Annotated in this window: 12 protein-coding genes; 6 read left to right on the top strand and 6 right to left on the bottom strand. The window is 33.8% G+C overall.

Annotation, left to right across the window (positions count from 1 at the left end):
• Positions 1-2 precede the first annotated feature (2 nt).
• From ACJ6WR_RS03810 to ACJ6WR_RS03795, 4 genes are all read left to right on the top strand, one after another.
• Positions 3-1,493 carry a carboxypeptidase regulatory-like domain-containing protein gene (locus tag ACJ6WR_RS03810; RefSeq protein ID WP_039117752.1) on the top strand — a complete coding sequence of 497 codons (1,491 nt, stop codon included), beginning with the start codon at positions 3-5 and terminating at the stop codon, positions 1,491-1,493.
• 155 nt (positions 1,494-1,648) lie between these two features.
• Entirely contained in the window at positions 1,649-2,827 is a 1,179-nt protein-coding gene (locus ACJ6WR_RS03805) for an AIR synthase related protein (protein WP_409417093.1), read from the top strand.
• Positions 2,828-3,013: 186 nt separating this feature from the next.
• Complete coding sequence (locus tag ACJ6WR_RS03800) at positions 3,014-3,370, top strand: hypothetical protein (protein WP_086894611.1); 357 nt, start codon at positions 3,014-3,016, stop codon at positions 3,368-3,370.
• A gap of 45 nt (positions 3,371-3,415) precedes the next feature.
• Positions 3,416-4,012, top strand: a complete 597-nt coding sequence (locus ACJ6WR_RS03795; protein ID WP_409417092.1) for a GNAT family N-acetyltransferase — start codon at positions 3,416-3,418, stop codon at positions 4,010-4,012.
• A gap of 282 nt (positions 4,013-4,294) precedes the next feature.
• On the opposite strand, the gene ACJ6WR_RS03790 is transcribed toward ACJ6WR_RS03795, so the two are convergent.
• Positions 4,295-4,915 (bottom strand): M949_RS01915 family surface polysaccharide biosynthesis protein, encoded by a 621-nt coding sequence (locus tag ACJ6WR_RS03790; protein WP_039111066.1) that lies wholly within the window; start codon positions 4,913-4,915, stop codon positions 4,295-4,297.
• A 291-nt stretch (positions 4,916-5,206) separates the two neighbouring features.
• Here ACJ6WR_RS03790 and ACJ6WR_RS03785 point away from each other — a divergent pair, with 291 nt between their 5' ends.
• Together ACJ6WR_RS03785 and ACJ6WR_RS03780 are read left to right on the top strand one after the other, a co-directional pair.
• A complete protein-coding gene (locus ACJ6WR_RS03785) occupies positions 5,207-7,513 on the top strand; it encodes a GH92 family glycosyl hydrolase (RefSeq protein ID WP_409417916.1) in 2,307 nt (768 codons plus the stop codon).
• Positions 7,514-7,806: 293 nt separating this feature from the next.
• A complete protein-coding gene (locus ACJ6WR_RS03780; protein WP_039117756.1) occupies positions 7,807-8,250 on the top strand; it encodes a hypothetical protein in 444 nt (147 codons plus the stop codon).
• 71 nt (positions 8,251-8,321) lie between these two features.
• Here the strand turns inward: ACJ6WR_RS03780 and ACJ6WR_RS03775 are convergent, their stop codons facing one another.
• From ACJ6WR_RS03775 to ACJ6WR_RS03755, 5 genes are all read right to left on the bottom strand, one after another.
• Positions 8,322-9,533 carry a peptidylprolyl isomerase gene (locus ACJ6WR_RS03775; RefSeq protein ID WP_039111063.1) on the bottom strand — a complete coding sequence of 404 codons (1,212 nt, stop codon included), beginning with the start codon at positions 9,531-9,533 and terminating at the stop codon, positions 8,322-8,324.
• Between the two features lie 39 nt (positions 9,534-9,572).
• Positions 9,573-10,667, bottom strand: coding sequence for a peptidylprolyl isomerase (locus tag ACJ6WR_RS03770; protein ID WP_409417091.1), 1,095 nt, complete (start codon positions 10,665-10,667; stop codon positions 9,573-9,575).
• A gap of 23 nt (positions 10,668-10,690) precedes the next feature.
• The gene (gene gldI / locus ACJ6WR_RS03765) at positions 10,691-11,338 is read right to left on the bottom strand and encodes a gliding motility-associated peptidyl-prolyl isomerase GldI (RefSeq protein WP_086894616.1); all 648 of its coding nucleotides are present in this window, start codon (positions 11,336-11,338) and stop codon (positions 10,691-10,693) included.
• Between the two features lie 6 nt (positions 11,339-11,344).
• Complete coding sequence (locus tag ACJ6WR_RS03760; protein WP_039111060.1) at positions 11,345-12,349, bottom strand: bifunctional oligoribonuclease/PAP phosphatase NrnA; 1,005 nt, start codon at positions 12,347-12,349, stop codon at positions 11,345-11,347.
• A gap of 259 nt (positions 12,350-12,608) precedes the next feature.
• On the bottom strand, positions 12,609-13,835 hold the full coding sequence (locus tag ACJ6WR_RS03755; protein ID WP_409417090.1) for a voltage-gated chloride channel family protein: 1,227 nt from the start codon (positions 13,833-13,835) through the stop codon (positions 12,609-12,611).
• Between the last annotated feature and the right edge of the window lie 179 nt (positions 13,836-14,014).

The raw sequence follows: 14,014 nt of genomic DNA, 5'->3' as shown, positions 1-14,014 counted from the left end.
AAATGAAAATAGGATTAAGAATTTTAGTGTGTTTTATTCTTTTGATTTCTTGTAGTGAAGAACAGCTAGAGGATGGAGCAAGTGGAACTGTAAAAGGAAGAGTAGTCGAATCGGGAACATTTACTCCCATCGAAAATGTACGAATATCTTCGAGCCCTGCAACAAGTACGGTATTTACAGATAAAGATGGTTATTTTACTTTAGAGAAAGTGTTGGTTGGAGATTACTCCTTTCAGGCTCAAAAAGACGGTTATATTGCCAGATTCGAACCCGGAAAAGTTACTGCCGATGCAACTATCCAAATTATATTCGAATTGCAAATTTCTACAGCAAACAACAAACCGCCAGATATTCCGGTTTTAACAGCTCCAGTAGATAATGCAAAAGACCAACCGTTAAATTTAAATCTAACCTGGACAGCAGCCGATAAAGAATCTGATTCTTTAACTTATACCGTTACCTTAAAAAATGGAACGACCGATGAGATTAAAACATATCCAGATCTTAAAGCAAAAACGCTGGCGATAAAAGATTTAAATTATAGTACAAAATACTATTGGCAGGTAGCCGTTTCAGATGGAATTAATAAACCAACTAATAGTGTAACCAATTCATTTACAACATTGGCATTTCCAAATCCAAGATTTTTATTTGTCAAAAAAATAAATAATAACAACGTAATTTACACCGCAGACGAAGCAGGAAATCAATTACAATTAACATCATCAACTGTTAATAGTTTTAGACCAAGAAAAAACCTAAGTGTAAATAAAATTGCGTACCTTAGTTCTGATGGTTCTCAGAGTCAGATATATACGATGAATCCTGATGGATCTGGAGTATTTAGAGTTACAAATTTTGTTCCCGTTGCAGGATTTAATATGGAATATGTAAATTACTGCTGGAATACAAACGGAAGTCAGATAATTTATCCAAACTTTGATAAACTATATCGTATAGATTCAGATGGAGGAGGACTCATTCAGTTATTTCAAACACCAAACGGAAAATTTATATCCGAATGCGATTGGAGTCAGGACGGATCACAAATAGCATTAAAAGTAAACGACAGATCAGGATATAATGTAGAAATTTATGTGATAGATATGGCGGGAACAGTTTTATATACAATACAAACAGGTTTAAGTGGTGCAACAAGCGGATTAAACATTTCTATAGATAATCAGAAAGTGATTTTTACAAGAGACGTTTCCGGTTTTGAAAACACAACATACCGAAGATTAGATTCCCGAATTTTCATGTACACACGTTCAAATAATACTGCAGCAGAATTAACAACTCAAAAACAGAATGGTTTTAACGATTTAGACGTGAAATTCTCACCAAATGAAGCCGAAGTTATTTTTGTAAATACATCCAATGATGGATTATCAGCACAAAATGTACAAAAAGTAAGTGTTAATAGTGCAAGTGGTTCCGCATCGTCAAGAACCACACTATTTCAAAACGCATCAATGCCCGAATGGAAATAAGCGTGGTATGGATCTAGATTTCCAAACACTTTTTTCTAAAAATCCGATAAGAGTCTCAAACTTATCGGATTTTTTTATGTTTCAGACAGCCATAAAACCCAACAATTAAAAAAACTGGTTATCTTTGCACCACATCAACAACACAAACTAATTTCATGAGTTCAGATTCTAGCAAAAGGTACGCACAAAGAGGAGTTTCGGCATCTAAAGAAGACGTACACAACGCCATAAAAAATATTGATAAAGGATTGTTTCCACAAGCATTTTGTAAAATCGTCCCAGATTATTTAACCCAAGATCATGATTATTGCCTTATCATGCACGCCGATGGAGCAGGTACAAAATCATCTTTGGCATATATGTACTGGAAAGAAACAGGCGATATATCAGTATGGAAAGGAATTGCACAAGATGCATTAATCATGAATATAGATGATTTGTTATGCGTAGGAGCAACCGATAATATCCTACTTTCATCAACAATAGGAAGAAATAAAAACCTAATTCCAGCCGAAGTAATTTCAGCAATCATAAACGGAACCGAGGAATTAATAAAAGAACTAGACACTTTTGGCGTAACCATTCATTCCACAGGAGGAGAAACTGCCGATGTGGGCGATATCGTTCGCACCATAATCGTAGATTCTACTGTAACAGCAAGAATGAAACGTTCAAAAGTAGTAGATAATGCCAACATCAAAGCAGGCGATGTAATCGTAGGATTAGCTTCATTTGGACAATCAACTTACGAAAAAAGCTATAATGGTGGTATGGGAAGCAACGGACTAACATCTGCACGTCATGATGTTTTTGGTAAATACCTGGCAACCAAATATCCAGAAAGTTTTGACGCAGCAGTTCCCGAAGAACTAATTTATTCAGGACAAGTAAAACTTACCGATGCTGTCGAGAACAGCCCGATAGATGCAGGACAATTGGTGCTTTCGCCAACAAGAACCTACGCACCAATTATCAAGAAAATATTAGATAAATATACACCAGAACAAATTCACGGAATGGTACATTGCAGTGGAGGAGCACAAACAAAAATTCTTCATTTTGTACAGAATTTGCACATTATAAAAGACAATTTATTTCCAGTTCCACCATTGTTTCAGCTTATTCAGGAACAATCTAAAACCGATTGGAAAGAAATGTACCAAGTATTTAATTGCGGTCACCGTATGGAATTATACGTTCCCGAAGAACTTGCAGAAGACATAATTGCTATTTCAAAATCATTTAATGTCGATGCACAAATCGTAGGAAGAGTAGAAGCAGCCGACGATAAGAAACTGACAATTACCAGCGAATACGGTACATTCGAATATTAATATTTTAAGGTACAAAGGTTCAAAAGGTTCTGAGTTACAAAGGTTTTTTATACTGGAGTTTACAACGGAACCTTTTTATTAATAATAGCTTTTTTTAGGAGCTAATCCCGCTATCCGCTATATCTTTTCGGGCGAACACCGCCCAAAAAGGATGTCGCTACTATCGGGGCTAAAAATCACGTTATCATGTACGAATTACTTTTTTGGAGATACTCAGAAGGAATTTATTTAAACCATCACGAAGTTTACGAAGCACTTATCGAAGAGCAGGAAGTTGACGGTTTAGAAGAACTTCCAGTTACTGTAATCCTAAACAGGATAGGTTCATTGTTTTCCAAATGGGAAAAAGTCGATGATAATAGCTGGAAAAGCAACGAAGGAAAAGGAGCATTTCAAGTTATAACTACACCGCAAAGCGTTAGAATAGATTGTTACGGAACCCAAGGAAAAGCAATGGATATTCTGGTAGGCGCCTTAGAAGAATTTAAATGTCCGCTTTACGACCCGCAAGTTCCAGAGCGTTACGACGAAATGAGCGAATAACAAAAAGAGTTTTTAAATAGATTATAAAAATATTTTTTTTACAAAATGGATTTCAATTTCTCTGAAAATATAGTACTCGAAGACGATTTGGTTTTATTACGTCCGTTACAAAAAACCGATGTAGAGAATTTATTAGAAATTTCTATCAACGAGCCCAATACCTGGGAATATTCGTTAGTTCGTGCCAACGGAAAAGAAAACCTAGAAAACTATATAGACATTGCCTTAAAAGCAAGAGAAAAGAAAATAGAATTCCCATTTATAGTCTTTGATAAAAAATCAGGAAAATACGCCGGAAGCACTCGTTTTTACGATATGCAATTTCAGTTTAAAACCCTGCAATTAGGATATACCTGGTATGGTTCAGCCTTTAGAGGAACAGGATTAAACAAACATTGTAAATTCTTGTTATTGCAATACGCATTCGAAACCATGGGAATGGAACGAGTAGAATTCCGCGCCGATAATAATAACCAACGAAGCATAGCAGCCATGAAAAGTATTGGTTGCAAAGTCGAAGGAGTTTTACGTAATCATATGCCTACTTTTGGCAGCGAAGTACGCCGAGATTCAATTATCTTGAGTATTCTGCGAGAAGAATGGTTTGATGAGGTAAAAGAAAACTTGAGGAAAAAGCTGTAAAATAAGTTGTTGGTAAAAAAATTAACCGCAAAGTTTTTAACCGCAAAGCACGCAAAGGATAAAAAATCCGTGTAATCTTTTAATCTGTGACTAAGGAAAAGGTACTAAGATTTTTAAGTCGCAAAGGTTCAAAGGTTTTATTGATAAAAAACTTTTTCATAGAGTTTATCACAAGATAACCTCAATATTGTCATTCTGAGCGGAGTCGAAGAATCGCGAGAAACTCCATAATCTTTATATTTCGATAGCTATCATAAGTGGCAAAGCAATTAAAACTTGTTTCTACCCATCAGCAAGAATAACATTTTGCTCTTTCCTAATTTTTACAACTAGCTTATCAATATGTGTTTTTACTTTTGTAGGTAATGAATTCCAGTTTTTATCTTTTTTAAAGCTTCTGCAATAATCTAAGTCACATTCAACAGCACGTATAACATACTTTTTACCTTTATAAAGAGTAATAATTTTAATACGTCTTAAGTCACCAACATCCGTTTTTGTGCCATAAACAAGTACTGGCTCAATATAACCATCATCGTCTAAATCTTGTGTGCTGCAATATTTTGTCCAGAACCAAATAGAAGTTTCTTCAACTTCGGCACTTTCAATTAAATCATTTATTTTCCATTTTTCGATATAACCACCATGATCGTTTAAATAGCAAACAGCTTCAATTTTGGTATTTAGCGTATCCTTGTCCGAAATTACTTTTTGGTTTTCGCTTAGAACCAATTCATAAACACCACCTTTATCTTGATATTCATAGGCTCTAAAAATGGGGAATTTACCACCATCTAAATCTCTTTCGGTTATTTCGGTTTGGCTTAATACTTTGCTTTGTACAGCTTGCGAAAAACTAATTGTAGAATAAAAGAAGAAGAATAATAAAATGAAATTTTTCATGAGATCAATTACTTTTTTGAATACTCAAAGATATTCATTTTTAGCCTTATTAAAAACAAGAGAATATATGATAGTATATCAGAGCTAATAAAATTCAGTAACAATTTTCATTAATAGAATTCGCAAAGTAATTTTTAAAAAACCAATATTTATTGTAATTTTCTAACCTGAAATTGTTATTAAATCGTTTTAGTAAAAACGAATAATGCTATAAACACAAAACCATAAACTAAAAAAGACCTGATGAATATTGTAAATTATAAAAGTTTCCTTTTCGGATTATCAGTTTTAATGCTCAGTCATACTAATAAAATGATTGGGCAGGAAAGAACTAATAAACTCAAAGATTTAGTTCAATATGTAGATCCTATGATAGGAACTGCCAAGATGGGGCATACATATCCAGGCGCAACAGTACCTTTTGGGAGTGTACAATTAAGCCCGGAAACCGATACGATTCCTTACGCAACAAATGGTAAGTATAATAAAGATGTTTACAAATATTGTGCAGGATATCAATACGAAGACAAAACGATTGTAGGGTTTAGTCATACTCATTTTAGCGGAACAGGACATTCCGATTTAGGAGATTTCCTTATTATGCCTACAACAGGAAAATTACAATTAAATCCTGGTACAGCAGCGCATCCTGAAACAGGATATCGGTCAGTATTCTCGCATAAAACTGAAAAAGCCGAGCCAGCTTATTATAGCGTACTCTTAGAAGATCATAATATCAAAGCCGAACTTACTGCAACAACAAGAGTTGGGATGCATCAATATACATTTCCAAAATCAGATCAAGCACATATAATCTTAGATCTTACAGCAGGAATTTATAATTATGATAAAAAGAATGTCTGGACATTTGTTCGCGTAGAAAACGACACTTTAATTACAGGATATCGACAAACAAATGGTTGGGCAAGAACAAGAACAGTATATTTTGCAATGTCATTTAGCAAGCCAATAAAAGGATACGGACAAGCTACACCCGAAAAAAGTGTGTATAAAGGTTTTTGGAGCAGATTTGATCAAATCAAAAACTTCCCAGAAATGGCAGGAGCAAACCTAAAATTATACTTTGATTTTGATACAAATGAAAATGAAAAAGTCAAAATAAAATTTGCTATTTCTCCAGTAAGTACCCAAGGAGCTTTGGCAAATATGAAAGCAGAAATTCCGGATTGGAATTTTGAAAGAGTTAAAAAAGAAAGTCAGGAAGTTTGGAGCAAAGAACTGAATAAAATTCAGGTACAAACCATCCAAAAAGAAGACATGGTTAATTTTTATACCGCAATGTATCATGCTTTTCTAGGACCAACAGTATATATGGATGCTGATGGAAACTACAAAGGATTAGACGGAAACGTTCATAAAGCAACTACATTCCAGAACTACACAAGTTTCTCATTATGGGATACCTATAGAGCTTTACATCCTTTATTTAATCTGGTTCAGCCCAAAAGAAACTCCGATATGATTAATTCTATGTTGGCGCATTACGACCAAAGTGTGCATAAAATGTTGCCAGTTTGGTCACATTATGCCAATGAAAACTGGTGTATGATTGGGTATCATAGTGTTTCGGTAATTGCAGATGCGATAGTAAAAGGTAACACCAATTTTGATGTAGATAAAGCACTTCTTGCAACCGTAAATACAGCCAAAGTTTCCTATTATGACGGATTAGAGTATTATATGAAAAAAGGATTTGTTCCAGAAGACAAAAATGGTTCATCGGTATCTAAAACTTTAGAATATGCTTATGATGACTGGGCAATTGCACAAGCAGCAAAAAAGTTAGGAAAAGAAGATATCTATAACGAGTTCTCTAAAAGAGCAACAAATTATAAAAATGTATACGATGCCAAAACAGGTTTTATGAGACCCAAACTCGATGATGGAACATTCAAGAAAGAGTTTGATCCATTAGACACACACGGGCAAGGATTCATCGAAGGAAATTCTTGGAACTACAGTTTATATGTGCCACAAGATCCTGCCGAAATGATAAAAATGATGAATGGTGCAGATGCTTTTACAAGAAGGTTAGATTCTCTTTTTTCTATGCATTTGCCAGATAAATATTTTGAAAATACTGAGGATATTACCAAAGAGGGAATAATAGGGAATTATGTGCACGGAAACGAACCTTCGCACCATGTAGTCTATTTATACAATTGGACAAAATCTCCTTGGAAAGCGCAAGATAAAATCAGGATGATTCTTAAAAGAATGTATAAAAATGGTCCTGACGGATTAGGAGGAAACGATGATTTTGGACAAATGAGTGCTTGGTATATTTTTAGCAGTCTAGGATTTTATCCCGTAGCACCAGGATCAGAAGATTATAGTTTAGGAAGCCCGCTAGTAGCAAATGCTATTTTTAATCTTGAAAACGGAAAAACATTTGAAGTTGCTACAGTAAATCAATCTGATAAAAATGTATTTGTGAGTAAAGTGCTTTTAAACGGAAAACCACTAACAAGTCCTGTTATAAAACACAGTGATATTGTAAACGGAGGAAAGATTACATTTTATATGAGTAGTAAGCCAAATAAGAAAATATATCTGGAAAAGGGACTAAGAGACTAAGGTTCTAAGATGCAAAGGTTCAAGGGTTTTGTTGGTGAATTTAAAAAGCATTTTAATCGTTTAAATTATTTTAGTATAAGCTAGAAGTTTTAGGTTATCATTCTGCAAGATCAAGAAAAAAAACTTGCAGGAATAGAATTTCTAAGAAGATTTGAGGTTAGCTCTTAATTTTCCTTAATTTCTTAATGGTTCGGTTTCTTGTCTTTAATTTTTTATTGAATTAAAATAGAAACATAATGCAGTTTGTAAAAAACTTCACGAAATTTGCCTTTTAAATTAATAGAAAGAGACACATGAAAATAAATCCAAAGAACGGAATAGACAAGTTGTTGTTCGGTATGAAACAGAACGATGTTACAGCTATTTATGGTAAACCAGATAGAAACTATAAAGACGAAGATGATAATGTAATTTTTGCTTATAACAAGCATAAAATAAGATTGACATTCTATCAGGAAGAAGCTTTAAAATTGGGTTATGTTGTGGCATCAAGTCCAGATTTAGAAATCTTTGGTTTTAAAATTATAGGAAGAAAAATTGCTGATGTAAAAAAAGATTTGGCAACCAAAGAAATTACAAAATTCACGCAAGAAGAGTTTGATACTTTCGAGAATTACTTTAACGAAGAAAACTGGATTATCTTCCAGACAGAATTTGAAGAAGTAGTAAAATTTGAAATTGGAGCAATCATTAATAATAAAGATGAATTCGATTGGAAGTTTCCAACTAAAAAATAAAATAAAAAAGAGTATAAAAAAACCGATAGTTGTAACTATCGGTTTTTTTTATGATATATAATTTAAGTAAATTATTGTTTTGGTGTTGGTTGATCTTTATAGATTTCCAATTCAAAAACAAGAGTTGTATTTGGAGGAATCACATTACCTGCACCTCTTTCTCCATAAGCAAGTTTTGAAGGAAGGAAGAATACTGTTTTCTCACCATAAGACATAAGATCTAAACCTTCGATAAAACCAGGAATCATACCATCTTTTTTACCAGCCTGAAAAGGAAATGCTTGGTATCCTCCTTGAGCGGCACGATTTGTATCATGTTTTCCGTAAGTTTTAGCGATTTCTTCGATACTACTATCAAAAAGAGTTCCGTCTTCAAAATATCCTGCATACTTAAAATAGAAAGTAGCACCATTTGCAGGTTTTTCTCCAGTACCTTTTTGAATTACTTTATAACTTAAACCAGATGGAGTAGTTGTTGCAGTTGCTTTAGCAGTTTCTAGGTATGCTTTTTTAGCAGCAATTACAGTCGCATATTTTTCTTTGTAAAGACGTTCTTGTTCAAGAGCAGCAGCTTGTGCTTGTTTGGTCTTTTCAGCCTCAATTAAAGCTTGTTTTTTAGCATCTTCAGCTTTGTTTTCATAATAAGCAGCAAATACCTTCGGAGCATCAAATTTCTTAGCCATAGCTCCCTTACGAGTAATCGTTACAGTAAGCATTACATCATCCTGAAGAATAAGATTAACAACATCCATTCCTTGTACAACGTGACCAAATATACTGTGTTTATCGTTTAACCAAGGTGTTTCTTTATGAGTGATAAAAAATTGACTTCCGTTTGTAGTTGGACCAGAATTTGCCATTGCAAGAATTCCGCCTTTATCAAATCTAAGATCAGATACAAACTCATCTTTAAATGCATATCCAGGACCACCAGAACCATTTCCGTCAGGATCACCACCTTGAATCATGAAGTCATTAATAACTCTATGAAATTTTAAACCATCATAAAAAGGTTTTCCTTTTAATTTATCAATAGTCACATAAGGATTAGTTCCTTCTGCCAATGATACAAAATTAGCAACAGTAATAGGAGCTTTTATGTATTCTAGTTGCAATACGATATTTCCTTTTTTTGTTGCAATTGTAGCAAAAATTCCTTCGTTAACAGAAGGCTTAGTTTCAACTTTTGTAATTGTTGTTTTTTTGCCTGGAACAGGCTTTTTAGTCTGCGCTTGTAGGTTAAGTACACCCAAGCAAAATAAAAAAAGAATTTTTAATTTCATCTTATTCGATTTTAAAATCTGTTAATTTCTAAAATAAACTTATTGTTGTGGCATTTTTTCCAACAACTGTACTTCAAATATAATATTTGCATTTGGCGGAATTACACCTCCTGCACCAGCTTGTCCATAAGCTAAATGAGAAGGGATAAAAAGTACTGCTTTATCTCCAAAAGAAAGTTTCTCGATACCTTCGATAAAGCCAGGAATCATACCTTCTTTACTACCAGCTTGAAATGGTATTGGGTTGTATTGCTTAGCTTCAGCTCTGGCTGCGTCAAATTTCCCAAAAGTTTGAGCTACATTTTCTATACTAGTATCAAATAAAGTTCCGTCTTCTAGGAAACCAGCATAATGTATAAAAACTTGTGCTCCGGCAGCAGGTTTTTTACCTGAACCTTTTTCAGTAATTACATATTCTAAACCTGAACTAGTTTTTGTAGTTTTTGATTTTAAACCAGCATAGTAAGCTAATTTCTCGTCACGAACTCCTTTAAATTTAGATTCAAATTCGCTTTTTTGTTTCGCTTCAGCAGAAAAATAATCATGAAAAACCTTAACAGCATCAAATTTCTTAGCTGCCTCACCATTTCTGATAATAGTTACTTTCTTGATGTAATCATCTTGTTTAACTTGGTTAACAACTTCCATTCCTTTGTCTACAACATGACCAAAAATAGTATGTTTTCCTTCTAACCAAGGAGTCTCAACATGCGTGATAAAAAATTGACTACTATTTGTAGCAGGTCCGTTATTTGCCATTGCAAGAACACCACCTTTGTCAAATTTTAAATCGCTAAACTCATCTTTAAATTTGTATCCAGTATCTCCAGAACCAGTTCCTAATGGATCCCCAGTTTGGATCATGAAACTTTCGATAACTCTATGAAATTTTAATCCGTCAAAAAAGTGTTTCTTTTTTAATTCAGGATTAGTAACAAATTCGTTTTTACCCTCTGCAAGCGTTACAAAGTTGGCTACAGTAATAGGCGCTTTTTGATAATTTAATTCAACAATGATATTTCCTTTATTTGTTTCAATTTCGGCATATAAACCATCAGGTAAATTGCTATGTTCGTCTTTACAAGAGTAAAGAGTTGTAATTGCAAGTAATAATAATATGAGGCTTTTTTTCATTTTAAAAATATTAGTTGTTTTTATTAATTTAATGAATCTTTCTTTATTGCAGGAGCTGCAGGTGTTGTAGGTTTAGGAGTCTCAGATTTTGGTTTTTTTGTTTCCATTTGTCTTCTATAAGCAGTTTCAGGAACAAAATTGTGTAACGTAACCGTACAGATTAAAGGCTGATTAATTCCAATTCTTTTTTCATCACCATGATAACCATAAGCCATATGAGATGGAAATAAGAAATTTACAGTTTCATTCTTGTGCATTAATTTAATACCATCACGCAACCCCATCATGATTTCTTGTTTATCTACAAAATAAGTTTGAGGTCTTAATTCCATTTCACTATAAATAACATTTCCTTTTAAGTCTTTTATTTCGTAGTCAAAAAAAGCAACATCTCCTTTTTTAGGAGTTATAGTATCTGTAGTATTTTGGTTTTCGTAAGCGTACCAATATCCTTTTGTCGAAGCAATATATTTTATTTTAGGATTGTTTTTTATAACAGCCTTAATTTGTTCTTCTTCAGTAGCTACAAGTTTTTTATTTCGCTCGATAGATTTTTTCATGAAAGTTCCCGAAGAAATAGAAATGGGTCTTCTGGCATCTTCATGTTGCTTACAGCTCGAAACTAAAACGGCTAAAACAATAGCTGAAGCAAATATTTTAGGATAGTTCATGATAGGTTATATTTTTAGTTTGGTTACTAAATCTTCAAATTTTTTCAAAGTTTCTTCCATCGAATCAACTGATTTTCCTCCAGCAGCATTGCTATGTCCGCCACCATTAAAATGAGCTCTAGCAAACTCATTTACATCAAAACCACCTTGAGAACGGAAAGAAATCTTGATTATTTTCTCGTCTTTATTTTCAATAAATATAGCAGTAAAAACGATACCTTTCATACTTAAACCGTAATTTACGATTCCTTCAGTATCACCTTTTACATAATTAAACTCATCTAATTCGGCTTGAGTTAAAGAAGTATAAGAAGTTTTATGCTCAGTTAAAATCTTCAGGTTTTGCAGTGCTCTTCCAAGTAATTGCAAGCGACTGTAAGAACTGTTGTCATAAAGCAAAATCGGAATCTGCGTGTTTTCGACACCCAAATCAATAAGCTCAGCTATAATGCGATGCGTGTTTCCTGTTGTTCCAGGAAAACGGAAAGAACCAGAATCGGTTAAAATTCCAGTATAGATACAAGTTGCGATAGTTTTATCTAAATCTTCTTTTTTGTCTAAGAATGAAATAAAATTATAAACCATCTCACAAGTAGATCCAAACGAAGTATCAGAATAGGTGTAAGCGGAGTAATCATCAGGTTTTTGGTGATGATCAATCATTATAAATGGAGCTTTTAGCTTTGCCAAAGTATGTTCCATTTCGCCAGTGCGATGTAAAGCATTAAAATCTAGCGTAAAAATAAGCTCAGCTTCTTCAAGAATTTTAGTGCAGTTATCGATATCTTTTTCGAATACTTTTACAGTTTCAGAACCTGGTAACCAAGCAAGGAAATCTGGAAAATCATTCGGAGCAATTACAATTGGCTCATGATTGTTTTTTAATAAAAAGTGGTATAAACCTAAGGTTGAGCCCATGGCGTCTCCATCGGGACCTCTGTGCGGAATTATGGCAATTTTTTTGGGAGTTGCAAGTAACAACTTTATGGCTTGAATGTCTTGTATTTTCATAGTGTGCGAATTTACATTTTTTTACTGTAAACCTGAAAACATTTTAGACATTAACATGCTTTTATATCTTCTTATTTTTAGTTGATAGTTGTTGGTTTATAGTTGTTGGTTTATAGTTGTTAGTTTATAACTTTAAGTTTTCAGTTGCAGTTGCAGTTTTCAGTGAGCAACTTTAGATTTGATTTTTTAACTGCAATCGCAACTGAAAACTGAGACTGGTACTGAGAGCTGCAACTGCATACTGCAACTAAATGCTATATCAAAACCATTTCTGATACAAATCATACTTAGGACCTTTTACAATTTGCGATTTGTAAATACCTACAGAGCCCGATGATAAGTAGGCTATAACACAGGCAATGGCAATAAAAATTCCGCTTTCAATACCAAAAAGTTCTATTCCCATAACGGTGCAAGCAATAGGAGTGTGGGTTGCACCAGAAAAAACGGCAACAAAACCCATTCCGGCAAGAAGCGCAATTGGCATAGGAACAATGAGAGATAAAGCACTACCAAAAGTTGCGCCTACAAAAAACAGGGGAGTAACTTCTCCGCCTTTAAAACCAGCGCCTAAAGTAAATCCAGTAAAGAGAATCTTGAGTAAGAAATCATACCAGGCATTAGTATTTGTAAAAGCGTCAACAATTACTGGAACTCCTAATCCTGAGAATTTTGAAAATCCGAAACCAGCAATAGCAATTGCCAGAATGATTCCGCCAACAAAAGGACGAAGTGGAGGATATTTTATCGTTTTAGAGAATAACGAACCCCAAAAATGTGTGCTACGGGAGAATAATAAAGCAGCAAACCCAAATAAAGCTCCACAAATTAAAGTATAAAATAGATTAGTCGCGGTGATTTCCGGCACAAGCGGAATACTATAATGAGTGTGTTTTACCTGCCAAATTTCGACAGTAAAATAAGCTGCGTAAGCCACTAAAAAAGAAAGTAAAATGCTTTTTAAGTTAATTTTACTAAAATATACAACTTCAAGGGCGAAAATAGCACCAGCTAATGGCGTTCCAAAAACAGATGCAAAACCGGCACTAATTCCTAAGATAATTAATGTTTTTCTTTCAGAATTATCAAGTTTAAAGATTCGGGTAAATTGATCAGCAATTGCACCGCCCATTTGCACTGCAGTACCTTCGCGACCAGCCGAACCACCAAATAAATGAGTGATTATAGTTCCAAAATAAACTAAAGGAGCCATTTTTAGCGGAATAATTTGCTTAGGATTTTCATATTCTTCGAGCAATAAATTATTGCCTTTTACAACATCTTTCCCTAAGTAATAATAGCTAAAACCTACAAGTAATCCGCCAATTGGCAAAAGCCAGATAATCCAATCGTGTAGGATTCTATATTGAGTAACAAACTCTAAAGTAATTAAAAAAAACGCCGAAGCAGATCCCGATAAAACACCTATTAAAACACAAATGAAAATCCATTTGAGAATGAGAAGTATAGTTGCTTTTAAATTCATTAAAGAAGGTTAACTGTGCTTGTGTGGGTACAAATATAATAAATCAGTTTTGAACACAAATTTCACTAATTACCACTAATTCTAAAGGCTAACTTAGTTTGTGATATTAATTTCACAAATGGATTTGTGGTAATTAGTGAAATTACTTCGTCTGTTCGTTCTTTCAGGCTCGAGTCGTG

It is taken from the genome of Flavobacterium sp. PS2, from assembly GCF_046250155.1.
Classification (GTDB): domain Bacteria; phylum Bacteroidota; class Bacteroidia; order Flavobacteriales; family Flavobacteriaceae; genus Flavobacterium.
The sequence above is the reverse complement of the archived record's forward strand: the minus strand, read 5'-3'. Positions and strand labels throughout refer to the sequence as shown.